Annotated in this window: 18 protein-coding genes; all 18 read right to left on the bottom strand. The window is 41.1% G+C overall.

What is annotated here, in order from left to right; all coding sequences use genetic code 11:
* Window positions 1-47 precede the first annotated feature (47 nt).
* Window positions 48-470: a F0F1 ATP synthase subunit epsilon gene (locus tag HED61_RS06025; RefSeq protein WP_003127590.1), complete on the bottom strand. Its 423-nt coding sequence runs from the start codon at window positions 468-470 to the stop codon at window positions 48-50.
* A 30-nt stretch (window positions 471-500) separates the two neighbouring features.
* Window positions 501-1,907, bottom strand: a complete 1,407-nt coding sequence (atpD, locus tag HED61_RS06020) for a F0F1 ATP synthase subunit beta (protein ID WP_003127589.1) — start codon at window positions 1,905-1,907, stop codon at window positions 501-503.
* 26 nt (window positions 1,908-1,933) lie between these two features.
* Complete coding sequence (locus HED61_RS06015; RefSeq protein WP_003127588.1) at window positions 1,934-2,836, bottom strand: F0F1 ATP synthase subunit gamma; 903 nt, start codon at window positions 2,834-2,836, stop codon at window positions 1,934-1,936.
* Window positions 2,837-2,851: 15 nt separating this feature from the next.
* A complete protein-coding gene (gene atpA / locus HED61_RS06010) occupies window positions 2,852-4,408 on the bottom strand; it encodes a F0F1 ATP synthase subunit alpha (protein WP_003127587.1) in 1,557 nt (518 codons plus the stop codon).
* A 23-nt stretch (window positions 4,409-4,431) separates the two neighbouring features.
* Complete coding sequence (gene atpH / locus HED61_RS06005; protein WP_005471844.1) at window positions 4,432-4,974, bottom strand: ATP synthase F1 subunit delta; 543 nt, start codon at window positions 4,972-4,974, stop codon at window positions 4,432-4,434.
* Window positions 4,961-5,485, bottom strand: a complete 525-nt coding sequence (gene atpF, locus HED61_RS06000; RefSeq protein WP_003127585.1) for a F0F1 ATP synthase subunit B — start codon at window positions 5,483-5,485, stop codon at window positions 4,961-4,963. The genes atpH and atpF overlap by 14 nt, the downstream gene beginning before the upstream one ends.
* 82 nt (window positions 5,486-5,567) lie before the next feature.
* Window positions 5,568-5,783 carry an ATP synthase F0 subunit C gene (gene atpE, locus HED61_RS05995; RefSeq protein ID WP_003127584.1) on the bottom strand — a complete coding sequence of 72 codons (216 nt, stop codon included), beginning with the start codon at window positions 5,781-5,783 and terminating at the stop codon, window positions 5,568-5,570.
* A gap of 32 nt (window positions 5,784-5,815) precedes the next feature.
* The gene (gene atpB, locus HED61_RS05990; protein WP_003127582.1) at window positions 5,816-6,535 is read right to left on the bottom strand and encodes a F0F1 ATP synthase subunit A; all 720 of its coding nucleotides are present in this window, start codon (window positions 6,533-6,535) and stop codon (window positions 5,816-5,818) included.
* 292 nt (window positions 6,536-6,827) lie between these two features.
* On the bottom strand, window positions 6,828-7,286 hold the full coding sequence (gene smpB, locus HED61_RS05985) for an SsrA-binding protein SmpB (protein WP_003127581.1): 459 nt from the start codon (window positions 7,284-7,286) through the stop codon (window positions 6,828-6,830).
* 12 nt (window positions 7,287-7,298) lie between these two features.
* On the bottom strand, window positions 7,299-9,632 hold the full coding sequence (gene rnr / locus HED61_RS05980; RefSeq protein ID WP_176333177.1) for a ribonuclease R: 2,334 nt from the start codon (window positions 9,630-9,632) through the stop codon (window positions 7,299-7,301).
* A 3-nt stretch (window positions 9,633-9,635) separates the two neighbouring features.
* Complete coding sequence (locus HED61_RS05975; RefSeq protein WP_219645589.1) at window positions 9,636-10,391, bottom strand: alpha/beta hydrolase; 756 nt, start codon at window positions 10,389-10,391, stop codon at window positions 9,636-9,638.
* Window positions 10,392-10,513: 122 nt separating this feature from the next.
* Window positions 10,514-10,750 carry a preprotein translocase subunit SecG gene (gene secG, locus HED61_RS05970; protein WP_003127578.1) on the bottom strand — a complete coding sequence of 79 codons (237 nt, stop codon included), beginning with the start codon at window positions 10,748-10,750 and terminating at the stop codon, window positions 10,514-10,516.
* A 209-nt stretch (window positions 10,751-10,959) separates the two neighbouring features.
* A complete protein-coding gene (locus tag HED61_RS05965) occupies window positions 10,960-11,262 on the bottom strand; it encodes a GNAT family N-acetyltransferase (protein ID WP_257602534.1) in 303 nt (100 codons plus the stop codon).
* Window positions 11,263-11,274: 12 nt separating this feature from the next.
* The gene (locus HED61_RS05960) at window positions 11,275-12,210 is read right to left on the bottom strand and encodes an alpha/beta hydrolase (RefSeq protein ID WP_103300947.1); all 936 of its coding nucleotides are present in this window, start codon (window positions 12,208-12,210) and stop codon (window positions 11,275-11,277) included.
* A gap of 378 nt (window positions 12,211-12,588) precedes the next feature.
* A complete protein-coding gene (locus HED61_RS05955) occupies window positions 12,589-13,932 on the bottom strand; it encodes a hypothetical protein (RefSeq protein WP_234981418.1) in 1,344 nt (447 codons plus the stop codon).
* A 70-nt stretch (window positions 13,933-14,002) separates the two neighbouring features.
* Complete coding sequence (locus HED61_RS05950; RefSeq protein WP_003127574.1) at window positions 14,003-14,386, bottom strand: hypothetical protein; 384 nt, start codon at window positions 14,384-14,386, stop codon at window positions 14,003-14,005.
* Window positions 14,383-15,399 carry a hypothetical protein gene (locus tag HED61_RS05945; RefSeq protein ID WP_219645592.1) on the bottom strand — a complete coding sequence of 339 codons (1,017 nt, stop codon included), beginning with the start codon at window positions 15,397-15,399 and terminating at the stop codon, window positions 14,383-14,385. The genes HED61_RS05950 and HED61_RS05945 overlap by 4 nt, the downstream gene beginning before the upstream one ends.
* Complete coding sequence (locus tag HED61_RS05940; RefSeq protein ID WP_081131225.1) at window positions 15,396-16,382, bottom strand: helix-turn-helix domain-containing protein; 987 nt, start codon at window positions 16,380-16,382, stop codon at window positions 15,396-15,398. Before HED61_RS05940 ends, HED61_RS05945 begins: the two co-directional genes overlap by 4 nt.
* Window positions 16,383-16,426: the final 44 nt, after the last annotated feature.

Here is a 16,426-nt window from a genome sequence, read left to right as displayed (position 1 = left end):
TTTAAAACGTTTTTGAGATAAAAAAAGCAAAGACCACTGGTCTTCGCTTAGGAATGTTTTGACACATTGATTCGATTGATTGCACGATGCAAAGCAACAGTCGCACGTCGTAATTGGTCGATATCTTCCACTTGTTTTGCTTCTTCGATTTGCTTTTCGGCACGCTGTTTGGCACGTTCAGCACGAGAAACATCGATATCACGATCACGTTCAGCACTATCGGCTACAATTGAAACTACATTGTCCCGCACTTCCATGATTCCGCCATTGACAGCGATCCAATCGACGTGAGTATCGGAATCGATCCGTTTCACTCGAACTTCATCGATAGCCAAAGGCACGATGATCGGCGCGTGTTGCGGTAAGATCCCGATTTCTCCATCTGTCGTTCGTGCAACCACGATTTTGGCATGGTGTTCATACACCAAACCAGCAGGTGTCACCACATTAACCGTTAAAAATTGATCCATGAGGTTCCCCTCTTTCTCTATGGTTGCTTATTAATAACCTAGTGCTTTTGCTTTTTCAATTACATCTTCGATTCGACCTACACTTCGGAAGGCTTCTTCAGGAAGATCATCGTATTTACCTTCTAAAATCTCAGCAAATCCTTTGATGGTTTCTTCAACTGGCACATAAGAACCTGGTTGTCCTGTAAATTGTTCCGCTACGTGGAAGTTTTGTGATAAGAAGAATTGGATTCGACGCGCACGCGCTACGAGAGTCTTTTCTTCATCTGACAATTCATCCATCCCTAAGATCGCGATGATATCTTGCAATTCACGGTAACGTTGCAACGCATGCTGAACTTCGGTTGCTACTTCATAGTGTTTTTCCCCTACGATTTCAGGAGCTAATGCACTTGATGATGAAGCCAATGGATCTACCGCAGGATAAATCCCTTGTTCAGTCAATTTACGTTCCAAGTTCGTTGTCGCATCCAAATGGGCAAATGCAGTTGCTGGCGCTGGGTCAGTATAGTCATCGGCTGGCACATAGATGGCTTGAATCGATGTTACAGATCCTTTTTTCGTAGAAGTGATTCGTTCTTGTAATTGACCCATTTCAGTTGCTAGAGTTGGTTGATAACCAACGGCTGATGGCATCCGGCCTAACAAGGCAGATACTTCAGAACCCGCTTGTGTGAAACGGAAAATATTATCGATAAACAAGAGCACATCTTGACCTTCAACGTCACGGAAATACTCAGCAATGGTCAAACCAGTCAAAGCAACCCGCATCCGGGCACCTGGTGGTTCATTCATTTGACCGAAAACCATGGCTGTCTTTTCGATAACGCCTGATTCTTTCATTTCATAATACAAGTCATTACCTTCACGCGTCCGCTCGCCAACACCGGTAAATACTGAAATTCCCCCATGCTCTTGAGCGATATTGTGAATCAATTCTTGAATCAATACGGTTTTACCAACACCGGCACCACCGAACAAGCCGACTTTACCACCTTTTAAGTAAGGAGCTAATAAATCGATAACTTTGATCCCAGTTTCAAGGATTTCTGTACTTGTTGACAATTCATCGAAATCTGGGGCTTTTTTGTGGATACCACTACGTTTGGCATCTTCTGGGAATGGTGCTTCCAAGTCGATAGTATCGCCTAGTACATTAAATACTCGGCCTAGAGTATCTGTTCCTACAGGGACAGAGATTGAGGCACCTGTATCGATGACTTCCATTCCTCGTTGCAAACCGTCTGTAGATTCCATTGCGATGGTGCGGATCACACCATCCCCTAGTTCTAAAGCGGCTTCCAATACTACTTTTGTTTTTTTCTCGTCTTTTTTGTAAACGATCAACGCATTGTTGATATCTGGTAAGGATTGGTCTAGAGAGAATTCCACGTCGACAACGGGACCAATGACTTGAACAATCTTGCCTGAACTCATTCGTATTCCTCCATTCGTTCTCGAAATTATTCTAACGCGGATGCCCCCGCAACAATTTCAGTAATTTCTTGGGTGATTGCTCCTTGACGTGCCCGGTTATAAGAAATCGTCAAATCCCCAATAATATTTTTGGCATTATCTGTTGCCGTCTTCATCGCAGTCATTCCAGCAGCATGCTCTGCTGTTTTGGCATCGACAATGGCACCATAAATCAAGCTTTCAGCATATTGCGGCAACAACTGATCCAAAATTGCTTCTCTTGAAGGCTCAAACAAATACTCTTGTTCATAGCTTTCTGCTTCTTCTGGATCCAAATCTGAGATAGGCAGCATTTTTTCCACGCGAAATTGGCTCGTCAACGAATTGATGTGATGGTTATAACAAACATATAGTTCATCAAATACTTCATTTTGATACATCGTTGTAGCTAAGGTAACAATTTTACGCACTTCGTCAAAACTTGGCTGATCGGAAAGATTTCTCAACTCATAAGCTAACTTGATTCCTCGTGTTTTAAAGAAATCTGCTCCTGTCGCACCGATGGCGATCATAACATATTCTTCATCTTGAGCATGATCTTCGTCCAGCATCGTCATCATTTGTTTCAAAATCGAACTGTTGTAGCCACCGACTAAACCGCCATCTGAAGTAATGACGATATAGCCAGTGCGCTTTACAGGACGACTAACAAGCATACTGTTGTAATTGACGCCCTCTTTAGGTCCAGCAGCTGCAAGATCTGAGAGTTGTTGCGCAGTAAGGTGAGTAACGATCTCACGCACTTTCGTTGCATAGACTTGAAATTGTTTTGAGTGTGCTTCTGATTTAGTCAATTTAGCAGCCGAAACCATTTGCATGGCGTTTGTGATCTGACTGGTTTTCTTGGTTGAGGCAATTCGTTGCTTGATCTCATTTAATGAAGCAGCCATTCATTCTCACCTCTTTTATGCATTTTGCATTGTTGACATTTTGTCTTGTGCTGAAACACGTGATGTATTTGCAGCCATGAAAATATCTTTGAATGCTTTGATTGTGTCATCTAATAAGCTTTCTTCTGGCAAGTCTTTCGTTGCACGAATCGTTTCAAACACATCTGCTTGATTTGCTTCAATGTATTCAAACAATTCTGCTTCAAAGTCTAATACTTTATTTACTGGCACACTGTCAAGGAATCCGTGCGTCAATGCGTATAAGATAACCACTTGTTTTTCAACTGCTAATGGTTCATGCAGTTTTTGTTTCAAAATTTCAACAGTCCGACGTCCACGATTCAATTTTGCTTGAGTAGCGGCATCTAAATCAGAACCAAATTGCGTGAAGGCTTCTAACTCGCGGTAACTTGCCAAGTCCAAACGCAATGTTCCAGCCACTTTCTTCATCGCTTTGATTTGTGCAGAACCCCCAACCCGTGAAACGGAAAGTCCGGCAGCTACGGCAGGGCGAACACCTGAATAAAACAGGTCATTTTCTAAGAAAATTTGTCCGTCTGTAATGGAGATCACGTTGGTTGGAATATAAGCAGAGATATCTCCTGCTTGGGTTTCAACGAATGGCAAGGCAGTCATTGAGCCTCCGCCTAGTTCATCACTTAATTTTGCAGCCCGTTCCAATAAGCGAGAATGCAAGTAGAAAACGTCCCCTGGGTAAGCTTCACGACCTGGCGGACGACGAAGTAGTAAGGAAAGTTCCCGATAAGCAACGGCTTGTTTTGATAAATCATCAAAAACGATCAAAACGTGTTTACCGTTATACATGAATTCTTCACCCATTGCTGCTCCAGCATAAGGGGCGATATATAATAGTGGTGCAGGTTGAGAAGCACCGGCTGATACCACGATCGTATAGTCAAGCGCACCATAACGGCGCAATGTTTCTACTTGTGCACGAACCGTGGAATCTTTTTGACCGATCGCTACATAAATACAGATCATATTTTGACCTTTTTGGTTGATGATCGTATCGATTGCGATGGTTGTCTTCCCTGTTTTACGGTCACCAATGACCAATTCACGTTGTCCGCGTCCGATTGGAACTAAAGCATCAATGGCTTTCAATCCAGTCTGCATTGGTTCTGAAACGGATTTACGTTGCATAACACCAGGTGCAGCTGCTTCTACCGGACGAGATTTATCTGTATCGATTGGACCTAAGCCATCGATTGGTTGTCCTAACGGATTCACTACTCGTCCAATCAAGGCATCCCCAACAGGAACTTCCATGATTTTTCCAGTACGTTTTACTTTGTCACCTTCACGAATGGATTCAAATTCACCTAAGATGATGATCCCTACATCGTTGGATTCCAAGTTTTGGGCCATACCGTAAGAACCGTTTGAAAACTCAAGCAATTCTCCACTCATCGCATTTTCTAATCCGTGAGCCCGGGCGATCCCATCCCCTACGTATGTGACTGTTCCAATTTCTTCTACAGAAAGTTCATTTTGATAATTTTTGATTTGTTCTTTGATCAAGGCACTTATTTCTTCTGCTTTGATGGCCATCCGATTCACCTCTTATCTCTTGTTTATCTGCCGATCTGTTGTCGCAGATAATCCAGTTGGCTCTTAATACTACCGTCGATCACTTGATGATTGGCTTCCACGATGACCCCACCTAAAATGGCTGGATCAACTTTTTCTGAAAGCACTGCTTTCTGGTAGCCGAGCGTCTGTGCGATTTGTTTCGACAATTGTTCTTTTTGACTTGACGACAATGCAACTGCTGTGGTCACCGTACCACTGACTAAACCTTGCTGCTCGTCATAGCGGCGTTCATACTCATCAATGATCAGCAATAGGTCGTCCATACGATTATATTCATACACGATCTCAAGAAAATTTTTGACTAATCCATCAAAGTTATTAAATAACTGATCAACAAGTTTTCTTTTTTCATGAAGATCCAAACGATTATCGGTCACGATTTGGCCAAACATCGGAATCTCTTGATAAATCTGACGTAGTGTCATCAACTCATGATAAACAGCTTCAGCTCGTTGTTCTTCCATCGCCAATTCGAACAACGCCTTGCCATAGCGTTTACCTACAGTAAATTTATCGAGTTTCATTGACTGAACCTAATCCTTCGATATATTGATTAATTAAAGATTCATGATTTTCGGGAGTCAATTCACGGCCCAAGATTTTTTCTGCGATTTGAAGTGAAAGATCTGCAACATCATCTTTGACTTCTTTTAACGCAGCTTCTTTTTCAAGCGTGATATCTGAGTGAGCTTTTTCTTTCAAACGAGAAACTTCTTCTTTGGTCTCGTTCAAAATATTTTGGCGACTCAATTCTCCGCTGTCTTTGGCGCTTTTGATGATCTCCGCAGCTTCTGAATGGGAATTGGCCAATTTTTCTTGGCGTTCTTTTTCCAGTTTCGCTGCATTCAAGCGGGATTGTTCCGCTGAATCCAAATCATTGGCGATTTTTTCTTCCCGTTTTTGCATCATGCTACTAATGGCATCCCATGCAAAGTGTTTCAACAAGAATAGCAAAAGAAGAATTGAGCCGCTGACAAGAATAATATTGCCAAGCATAGCATTTTTTACTTCTGCTAGAACCAAGTGATTTAGCATAACGACTCTTCCTTTCTGAAAGTAATTCTCTCATTTAAAAAAGCAAAAACGAGTGCATTGTTCGTTTCTGCCTTTTTCACGTTTAGCCTTGGAAGACTAATAGCAACGCGATAACTACCCCCAAAATAGGCACAGCTTCGACTAGCGCTACCCCGATAAACATTGTTGAACGTAATTGACCTGACATTTCAGGTTGACGTGCCATTGATTCGATCGTTTTGGCGATTACTTGTCCGTTACCATAACCTGCACCAATTGCTGCTCCGATAATTGCTAATCCTGCTCCGATGAAATTCATATTGTTTTTCCTCCTAAAAGTGTTTGTTTTGATTAGTGTTCCGCCACGATTTTGTGGCTCATAAATACCATGGTCAATGTGACAAATACATAGGCTTGGATGGCGCCTATAAACAATGAGAAGCCAATCCAAATCATTTCAAGCGGCATCGCGATAGGCAATGACCACCAACCTAGACTTGTGAACATATTCGCTATCAACCCTAACAAGACCTCTCCAGCAAAAATATTCCCATAAAGCCGTAAGCCCAAAGTAATAACATTTGTAAATTCTTCGATAATTTTCAATGGTAATAAGAAACCAACTGGTTTTAAGTAAGAATTGATCATAAAGTTTTTGAAACCAAGCGTTTTGATACCAAAGAAATGTGTCAAACTAATAACCATAAGTGCAAGTGTCAAGGTGACAAAAGGATCCGCTGTGGGACTCTTCCATAAAGAGACATCATCAGCTGTCACGATCTTTGTGACCAGCCCAATTTCATTCGCCACAAACACAAAAAGAAACATTGTTACACCCAGCAAATGAAAGTTGTTCACTTGCGATCCTGGTATATTGTCAGCTACGATTCCGCGAACAAAATCAATGACCCATTCAATAAAGTTCTGCTTCCCTTTTGGCTTCATTTGCAAATTTCGTGTACAAATGAACACCACCAAAAAAACAATTATACAAGAAATGATTGTCATCATTGCTACAGTTCCATCAAACCAAATCGGACCGATGTGAAACATAAGCGATTTTTCATCCAATCTTTCTCACCTCTTTTCCTGTCATCTCCAGAAAATATCTGGTGTTACAATGCGTTTCCTCTCATAACAATCGGTATCATACCACCACGACAAGAAAATTTCAAAGTATTTTCAAGAAAATTAGACAAAAAAGTTTTTCTGCCAAAATTCGAAAAAAAACTTAATTGAAACACTGTCGTGAAATTTCATGAAAAGCTTGGTACATCAGTACCTTTGCCTTAAATGCTACCAAATTTTTCCCTAATCTCAAAGCAATACACTTTAAATGATTCTAAAAGAACTTCTTAGAAGATTAAAAGTTTCTAAGAGCACGATCAATTTGCCGTTCCTGATCTTTTCGTTTTAGGGTTTCTCGCTTGTCATATTCGCGTTTTCCTTTGGCTAAGCCGATCAAAACTTTGGCATAACCATCTTTGATATAAACTTTTAGCGGAACAATGGTCATTCCTGTATTTTTGCTTTCACCGATTAACCGAGCAATCTGCTTTTTATGCAGTAACAATTTTCTTGTACGCAAAGGATCATGATTAAAAATGTTCCCCTGTTCATAAGGACTTATATGAACATTATACAAATAGGCTTCTCCATTACGGATACGAACAAAGCCGTCTTTTAGATTGATCCGACTGTTGCGGATCGATTTAATCTCAGTTCCTTGCAGCACGATCCCTGCTTCGATCGTATCAAGGATCGTGTAGTCATGACGAGCTTTTTTGTTTTGGGCAATTAGTCTGCCCTCTCCCTTAGGCAACGGTCATCCCTCCTACTTTTTCTTAATTCCTTTATAGAAAGGTTTCTTTTTTGAATTTCCGTTTTTTTTCTTTTTACGAGAAGATTTTCCCCGTAAATTTTCTTTTTTCTGTCGATCTGAGGTTTGTCTTCGCTGTTTGTTTTCTTTATTTTGCTTATTTTTAGGCTGTTGGATTCGTACGACTTCTTCTGCTTCAATCAATTCAAAATCGATTTCGCGAGTCTCTGGATCCGCTTTGATTACTTTGATGCGAACTTTTTGTCCGATCTTAAACGTTTGCCCAGTACGTTCACCTACTAATGCGAGGTGGTTTTCCAAGTAATGGAAGTAATCTTGTTTCAATGCAGTAATATGGATTAACCCTTCGATGGTATTCGGCAACTCCACGAAAAGTCCGAATTTTACTACTGAGCTAATAATCCCATCAAACTCTTCTCCTACTTTATCGGCCATAAATTCAGCTTTTTTAAGAGCATCTACTTCACGTTCTGCTTCCACTGCTCTTCGTTCCATTTGTGAACTGTGTAAAGCAATATCTGGAAGGTTCTGCTCCCACTTTTCTTGATTGCTTTCTGACGGATCAGTACTGTATGAACGAATCAGCCGATGAACGATCAAATCGGGGTATCGGCGGATCGGTGATGTGAAGTGGGTATAGTAGTCTGCAGCCAGTCCATAATGCCCATAGTTATCTTCAGAATATTTTGCTTGTTGCATACTTCGCAACAGCATGGTGTTGACCACCATCGCTTCAGGTTTATCTGCAACATCTTCCACGACTTTTTGTAGATCTTTGGGCGTGATGGAGCCTTTTGTCTGCTTGACAACAATTCCTAACGCAGAAGCAAAATCAAAAAAGCGCCGCATTTTTTCTTCCTTTGGTTCTTCATGGATCCGATAAATGAACGGCAATCGACGTTTGTTGAAATGCTCTGCCACTGTTTCATTAGCAGCCAGCATAAAGGACTCAATCAATCGTTCGCCAACTCCTCGTTCGCGAAGAAGGATGTCCTGAGGATGCCCTGCTTCGTCAACCAATACTTTGGCTTCACGATCCTCAAAAGAAACTGCCCCCCGCCGAACGCGCATCGCTTCTAAGATTTGATGCAATTCAGCCATTTCCTTAAACATCGGAACAAGCGAGGCATAACGCACCATTGTCTCAGGCTCTTGGTCTTCCAAGATTTCATTTACTGCTTGATAAGTCATTCGTTCTGTTGTTTGAATGATGCTTTGAAAAATCTCATGTTTGATCACTTTACCTGAAGAATCGATTTCCATCTCACAACTCATTGTCAACCGCGGAACGTGAGGATTCAGTGAGCAGATACCATTTGACAGCCGCTGAGGGATCATAGGAATGACCCGATCGGTCAGATAGACGCTGGTGCCTCGTTCAAAAGCTTCCTTGTCTAGGGCACTGTTTTCTGTCACATAATAAGAAACATCTGCGATATGGACCCCTAAGAAAAAGTTGCCGTTGGCTAATTTACGAACGGTGACCGCATCATCAAGGTCTTTCGCATCTGCCCCATCGATCGTGACAATCAATTGTTCCCGCAGGTCACGACGTTCTGGGAATTGTGCCGGATCAATGGCATCAGGAACTGCATCAGCTTCCGCTAATGTTGCTTCTTCAAACTTTGTCGGAATACCGTTAGCTACGACGATCGACAAAATATCCATTCCAGGATCATTTTTATGACCAACTACTTTTTTGACTAGTCCTTCCAAGCTTTTAGAGTAGCCTTTCTCCGGATAGTGAGTGATCTCAACGATCACAATGCTGCCATCTACCGGACGAACGCCTTCTGCACCGATGAATACTTTTAACTCATTCATTTTTTTATCTTTTGGCTGAACGACTCCATAGAGGTCTGTTTCTTGGATCTCCGCTTCATCAAAGAGTGTAAACTCACCGACAACTTGTGTGACTGCCCGTTTGCGGATTTCAACGACTTTGCCCTCTGCCCCTTTATCGGAAAAAGGATCAGCAGCATGAAGTATGTCGATAGCAACTGTATCTCCATCCATCGCATAGCCAGTCGATTCTTTAGGAATATAGATGTCTTCTTCTTCCTCATCGATACTCACAAATCCAAAGCCTCGTTCGTTTGCTCGGAATGTTCCTTCAACTAAGACTCGCTGCATTGGCAATTTGACTTTGCCTTTCTTATTGAAGAGAATGCTCCCCTCTCGTTCCATTGCGGCTACTGTTTGAACAAGATTTTTGAAATCCTCGCTTTTTTGCAGTTGCAATGCTTCGGCAATTTCTTCCATGGAAAAGCTTTTCTTGCGGCTTTCTTCCATGAACTGAATAATTTTTGTTTTAATCGTCTCTTTCATTTTTTACCCTTCCCAAGCGAGGCTTTCCAGAAAAGCCCAAACATCTTGTTCTAATTTTTTTCGTTCTGGGCCGACAGTCACTACATGTCCACTATGTGGATACCACTGTAATGTGTAGGGCACATGAGACAATGCTGCTGCTGTGCGAAAAACCGTCTGGGGATCGATCATACGGTCTCTTCCTGCTTGTGCAAGAAAAACAGGCACATCGATCGTGTCAAGATTAGTTGCTGTTTCTTGCCCAATCGATTCAATTTTTAGCAGCTGATCTCTGACTTGTTGCGGTACGCGAGCCAAAATCATTTGCTGCTCTTCGGATGAATAAGAAGAGTATTGCAGAATCATTTCTGCATATTTTTCAAAATTTCGCGGCACATCATTCTTTGTTTCAAAGAGCGGTGAACAGAATAGCCCACCACCGATTAGCGCAGGTTCCGCTTGTGTCAAACTGTTCATGGCAAAAATGCCTCCCATTGACAATCCCAACACAGCAATTTTTTGGTAACCTTTTTCTTTCAAAAATTCAATCGCTGCTTTGGCATCTGCTCGCCATTGTTGAATCCCTTGATTCAAAATATCTTCAGGGTTTGTTGTCCCATGACCCGAAAACATCGGTGTATAAACAGTATACTCTTTTTGTTCTAAAAACCGGCAAAGCATCCGCACATCATTGGGACTACCAGAATAAGCATGGAACAAAATCACTGCCCGATCTCCGTGGGGAGCAAACACTGGTTTTGGTTGGTTAAAATTCTTCATTTCTTCGTTTCACCTCACGTCCAATTCTACCATAGTTCGATGATTTCAACGATAAATGCGTTCATAAGATTTTTGGCAAAGAAAAAACCCCTCGCAGCCGAGAGGTTCCAAATTTCATCCAATTATTTTGATGACAAATAGGCCAAAAGAAATAGCAAGACCATCCATACAAAGCCTAAAATGGCAGTTGAACGTTGCATTACCGCTTCAAATCCACGCGCTTTTTGTTTACCGAACAATTGGTCTGCTCCACCCGTAAACGCGCTGGCAGCACTATTTTGTTTGCTTGGTTGCATCATAATCGTAATAACCATGATCACAGAAATCACAATCACTGCTGCTAATAATATATTGTACACGATAGCTCCTCCTTGCTTGCTAGAATCGTCCTTCTAACTCTACCACATTCGGGACCTTTTTTCCAGTATATTTTATTGATGCTATGGCGATGTTCCCTGCATCCAAACAAGACAACTACTAAATCCCAGAACAAAAAAAGACACTAGCCGTACAGCAACATAAAGATCGTTGTTGCACGACTGTTGTCTCAATCATTTTCTACCGAAATTCAGCGAGCCAATACATCATCATATTCTGATTTTTCTTTGAACTCTTTGACAGCGAATGAACAAACTGGCATGATTTTTCGATCTTCGCGGCGCGCTTTTTCTACCACCGCATTCAGTAATTTTTGTGCTAAATTCTGACCGCGATACGCAGAATCAACAAATGTATGATCAACCACCAACACATCGTCTGGCGCCTCTTGCCAGGTGATTTCTCCTATTTCTTTGCCGTCATCGTATAAGGCAAAACGTTTGTTTTCTTCTTTGATTTCCATTTTTTCACATTCCTTTCTAGTTAAAAAAATTCAAATGCACTATTACTCTGTTGCCTGGATAAATTGTAGAATAGTCGGCCAATATTCTGGACTTTCTGTGACCGCTTGAAGATGGCCCATCTTTGGAAAAATGACTCGTTTTTTTTCCCCAGCAGTTGCTTCCATCAATGTGTCTGTTTCTTCTGCTGAGACAAATGGATCTTCAGAACCATGTAAAAATAAAACAGGTAAATGGTTACTGCCTAGTTGGCGTGTGACAGAGATCTGTAGAAATGGGTACCCTACTAATTGTTTACTGTAACGATTTGCCATACGCAGGAACCGTTTGACGGGTAATCCAGAAAGACGCGGTAAATTGGCTCGTATCAAACTATAGATCGAGGTATAGCTGCTGTCTGCAATCAATCCTCGAACTTGAATAGGCAATACTTCTCCACTCGCTAAGAGGACTGTTGCGGCCCCCATCCCTTGACCATACAAGAAAATCTGGCATTGCGCATCTTTTTCAACTAATTTCTCGATCCAGAGAATCAGATCTAAGCGATCCAACCAGCCTAACCCGATTTGAAGCCCTTCACTTTGCCCGTGTCCGCGAAGATCTGGCACTAAGACATTGTGTCCGGCTTGCCACAAGCGTTCCGCGGCATCTTGACAATCGACTTGTCCAGAACTGCGATAGCCATGAAGACAAATCACCCATGTTTTGGCACACTGATCAAAGACCCGTGCATGTAACAGAACATCATCCGTTGCAGTAAGGGTACATTCGGACCCTTCTTGCCAGAAAGTTGAAGGTGCTTCCTGTGATCGCTGTCCCGAAGGAACAAGTTGTTTTCTGCCTTCTTTTTCATACCAATGGTTATTGCGCATGATCAGAGCAGATACAAAATAACGTACACCTTTTTTTAGGACTGCAGTTCGGTAAATATAGTATAACCCAGCAATCAGTCCAATAAGTACAATTATCAGCCAAAGCATAGGATCCCTCCCTTGACTCTAGTGTACCATCTGCACAGCAAATGAGCCAAAAATTTAAACAGATTTTAGGTGTCCTTATAAAATAACCAGTAATCAAAAAACTTTGAGAAAAAACATTTCTGAACCAGATAAATTGATTTTCCCCAAAGATTTTTTTACGGTGACGGTAGCTGAAGATACCAGCAATCAGAAGGAGCAAACCTCCGAAGAAGATTAAAGCACAGAATGATTCTTCATTCATCTGCGACAGTTTGGCTGACAGATGATTGCCGATGACCAATTCTTGCCCTATTCGAGTATCGGATTTAAGCAAAAAAACCCAATCACGAGAAAAAGAGAATCTTGATCGTTTATCGATCAAAATTCTCTTTTTCATTGCTAAATGGAAGGCTCCTTGTCATCATTGATCAAGAATTTAAGCAATTCTGACTGTTCTGCAAAAATTGCTTCCACAGATGAGCTTCGATAATGACTCTTTTGCTCGGTAACTTCTGATAGCTCGGAATCAATTTGGTTAGTTGATTCGACGTACTCTTCGATTGGTGCAGATTCTGCACGCACTTCCGGTTCTGAAAAACCATGATTCATAGCTGATGGACGGCTATCCTCAAAGCGATCAGCCGAAGCCTTCGGTTGGTCTTGCCAGAACAATTCCCCAAATAAATACATTCCCAGCGCATTTTTATTATTAAACACTTTACAAGATAGCCCCATTTTAGCTAATACCTGATTCACTGTGTTTTCATTGATCGTTCCTGCAGAAATATCCCGGATCAGTATTGTATCCGCATATTGAACATCCTGATCACTATTGACATAATCAATGAATTGATCCGTCAAAGCCGTCAGCTCTTTTTTAACGATTTCGGTTAAATCGACGGTCTGACGTCCATTGATCGTCACAATAAATGGATTGTTCTTCTTCGTTGTGACCAGCATATCGTAGATTACCCCAGCATCCAAATCAAAAGTTGGCGTGGGATGATTTCCCTCATTTTCTTGGTAAGCTTGTACCACGTTGCCGGCTAATTCATACAAGCCGTCTGTAACTTTTGTACTTTTGATCAGTTCGCCATTTTCATAACTGTCACAAGTTAGATAATGATCATTAATCTCAAACACATAAGTCAATCCCGCCAGAATTTCTTCAACGCCTAACATTAAATGAATATCGTTTCGTCTACTTTCAAAAATCACAGCCAACGATTTGGGAATCAGTTTTACTCGTTCGATTCGTATCCGATAGTGGGTACCATTAACGACTGTCTCGAATTCTTCTGCCAGTTGCCTCTCGATTTCTGCCAGTTGGTCAAAACTTTCTGTTGCTACGCCAATGCACAATGAGCAGCTAAAGCAATCCTTTGCAATTTCAGTGAAAAGCGAGGTTCTCTTCTCTACTAAATAAGAAAGTATCGTTTTGATATATGTCTTAAAATTTTGGTCTCCAATGGCTGCCAATGGATTTCCAAAGGTTTGGTAAGCCTTCGAACGTCGACTATATAACTTGTCGAAGCCCCAAGTAATTTCTTGCTCGCTTCCCCCGAGAAGAATTCGTTCCCCAACTTTGTTTTTGGAGTGGGTCGGTTCATTATTCTTTCCTAAAAGATACTGCAGATTATTTTTTTTGACTTCTGAATAAACAGAACTTCTGACATCTTGATAACCATAGCCAACGACGCCTACTCGAAATTCATCAATGTCTAATGCAATGATTTTGTCCACACTAATCCTCCTAACTTCCCTATTTGTCATGATTTCTTGCTCCCCAAACATTCTGTTGTTGTTTCAGCCGCTACTCTTTTGTCTCCGCTTGAATAAAGAATGCATTTGACAGTTCTTGTATTTTCTTCGCCTGTTCGTTGACTTCTGTTTCTAAAAAAAACAAATCGTTGAAAATCGCTTTTGTATTGCGTACATGTTCCAAAAGGTCATTGACTTTGACCCGCTGCAAGTCAATTTTTTGGCAGAGATCTCTCAGCTCATCTTGACTGTTCTTCAGAATAAAAAAATCGCGATACCCAATGGTGGACTGTTTTTTTTCTGAGATCATTTGCTTTAATCGCTCAATTTTACTATCCCGTTGTTCGATCGTTTGATTCATCTCTGCTAGCATCTGGTCTAGCTCGCTGATCTGGACGATTGCGGATAATTTCTTTGTGATCATCGATTGTGTCATTCTTGATTTGCCCCTTTGTTTAGGAGTATTTTTACTTCTGAATCCACTAGTGCAGTCCTAGTAAATATTCCCGATCGCAGTAAGCAACTAAATGAAAGAACATTGTTCTTCATTCGCAGCATTTCTTCATCTGTTAACTCACCTAATTTATGGTCAATTTCTTCAATCCCAGCGATAATAATCCCAAGTCCTAGTTTCTGTACCATCTCTGCTATGGCTGCTTGTTGCCATACAATGACAGGGATGCCTAATGAGAGATACAATGAAATTTTGTGAGGCGCATTATACTTCGTGTACTGTTGATAATCACCACCAGCTGGCAATTTATCATCCCACGCAAGACCAAAGCCATTCTTCTCCATCTTGCGAATCAATTCTTCTTGCTCAAATACACCACAATAATGGACATTTGCGCCAAAAGGACGATCATTCTTTTCACCATATACGAGAATTTCAGTGCGATTGGGCCATTGCTGTAAAAAAAGGGTTTTTGCTAAATTCCCTGCAAAGACAACTCGTTTTTCTGGCCGCTCATGACTGACACTTACTTCCTTGTGTCGATAGTCAAAAAACGGTTTTTGGACCATTTTTCGGGTCACTCCTCGTTCGACTAAGGCTGTCTGCATAGCTTGACTATGAACGATTAATAATGTGGCTTCGTTGAAAAGAGCAGCTTCATCAAAGTCGACTTTTCCTCGCAACATCTCAGCATCATGGATGAATAAGATCGTATAGATCCCTCTTTGCTTCATTCTTTGTAAAAACATCCGATCGAAATGGGCACCGTTATAGCTTGGATATTGGTAGACCACCATATCTTGATTGGCAACACCAGCTGTAATGCCATCGATCCTCGAGGTAAGTGCGTAATCATCTTCATTCTCATCGATATAACGATAAATATATAAAGGCTGATAATCCATCCCCTTGGCAATGTCACAAACATCTGCTTTCGCCTTTTTGACTGAATCTGCTGCATTCGATTCAATGATCGTCGTCACCCACCGATTCACGCTTGCCCCATCTCCTTTTCCATCATTGCTCGCACAAACATCACTTCATCTTTTGGTAAGCACCATTCTGCACCTTTCAAATTTTTGGAAAACAGTTGCACAGCTGGATCTTCTTGCGAAGTATTCCTTGTAAGGATCAGATATTTGACTAGCTTTAGAACCGTTTGATTGTAGACATCAATATGCCAATGTTCTTCCATTAAACGACTCGCATGTTGAAGCAATTGAATGGCATCTTCACAGCGTTGCATATCCACCAAACATTCCGACAAATCCAATACGGCTCCTACTAAAACTGGTCGCAGTTCAGTAAAGTCAGTTGCATTTATTTTCTTTAATAGACAGCTTTCTAACAGAAAAATTTGTTTTTCTAAAGAAGAGGATTGCAATCCATAGCGATGTTTGATGCGCAACGTAGCCAAATATAAGAGACTATCAAACAATGTATAAAAATCAGTTCCGAGAAAAAATGTTTCAAGCATCTCTAAACTTGCTTGTGGGACTTTCTGGTTCATACAGCCGAACACGAGGTCAGAATAGGCCAGCATAAGTTTAAACATCACATTATCCTCTGTAGCAGGACGAAATTTTTCTAACTCTTTTCTGACTTTGAGAAAGGTGACGAACATGTCCTCTTTCGTTGATAAAGAGCTATAAATCAGTACACTTAATAGATGAAGTTGTTCATCTGTTGACATAGCAAACATGTCTAACAATTCGGTATCTGATATGCTCAACATTTTCTTGATTCCAACAACCATTTCGAAAGGCAGGTCGATTTCATATTGTACCCACCTATAGTATCGTGAGCGAGATAACCCAATCTTTCTTTCAAAAGACTTCACAGATAGACCTTTACATTTGCGGATTTCTTCTAATTTCTCGCGATCAATATTGACAGCAACTACTGATGTATCAGGTATCTTTAAGTCTGGGTTGATCGTACTGATTAATCGACAAACGCTTAGTAATCTAGTTTCCATATTTTTCAAATCCTTTTTTCTAAAATGCAGGACCTATTTCCAAT

It is taken from the genome of Enterococcus gallinarum (assembly GCF_021496385.1).
GTDB lineage: Bacteria > Bacillota > Bacilli > Lactobacillales > Enterococcaceae > Enterococcus_D > Enterococcus_D gallinarum.
The sequence above is the reverse complement of the archived record's forward strand: the minus strand, read 5'-3'. Positions and strand labels throughout refer to the sequence as shown.